Origin of the sequence: Aliiruegeria sabulilitoris (genome assembly GCF_001558155.1) — a bacterium.
Lineage (GTDB): Bacteria > Pseudomonadota > Alphaproteobacteria > Rhodobacterales > Rhodobacteraceae > Tropicimonas > Tropicimonas sabulilitoris.
Genome location: NZ_LOAS01000118.1, coordinates 1 through 675, shown reverse-complemented (window position 1 = coordinate 675; position 675 = coordinate 1). Strand labels below are relative to the sequence as shown.

The following is a 675-nucleotide window of genomic DNA, read 5'->3' as shown; positions in this document are numbered from 1 at the left end:
TCGATGGCATCCTGCAGCTCGACGGCTATCAGGGCTACAACCGGCTGACGCGTCCCTCCCGGAAGGGCGGCGCGCCGATCACTGTCGCCCATTGCTGGGCCCATGCACGCAGGAAGCTGAAGGAGGTCTTCGACCGCGACGGTTCCGAGATTGCCGCTGACGGCCTGCGCCAGATCGCGGAGTTCTACCGGATCGAAGCCGAAATCCGCGGCATGGGCCCCGGCCAGCGCCTGTCCGCGCGAAAGACCCGCACCGCGCCCCTGGTCGCCGAGTTCGGCGACTGGCTGCAGGCACAGCGCCATCGCATCTCGTCCAAGTCCCGCCTGGGCGAAAAACTCGCCTATATCCATCGTCACTGGGAGGGGTTGCAGACCTTCCTCCACGACGGTCGTGTCGAAATCGACTCCAACAGCGTCGAGAACCTGATCCGCCCGATTGCCCTGACGAGAAAGAACGCACTCTTCGCCGGTCACGATGAAGGCGGGCGGTCCTGGGCGCGCATCGCCTCGCTCATCGCAACTGCGAAGGTCAACGGTGTCGAGCCCTTCGCCTATCTCAAGGCAACGCTGGAGGCCATCGCAGCCGGACATCCTCAGAGCCGGATCGATGATCTGCTTCCATGGAACTTCAAGACGTCAAGCTGAAAGCTCCGTGCCCCCCAGACAGCGCTTACGA

The 675-nt window shown here is 64.0% G+C and carries 1 protein-coding gene; it reads left to right on the top strand.

Features of this window, described 5'->3' with window-relative positions; genetic code table 11:
* On the top strand, window positions 1–644 hold a 644-nt coding region (tnpC, locus tag AX756_RS24800; protein ID WP_156461699.1), incomplete at its 5' end, for an IS66 family transposase.
* Between the last annotated feature and the right edge of the window lie 31 nt (window positions 645–675).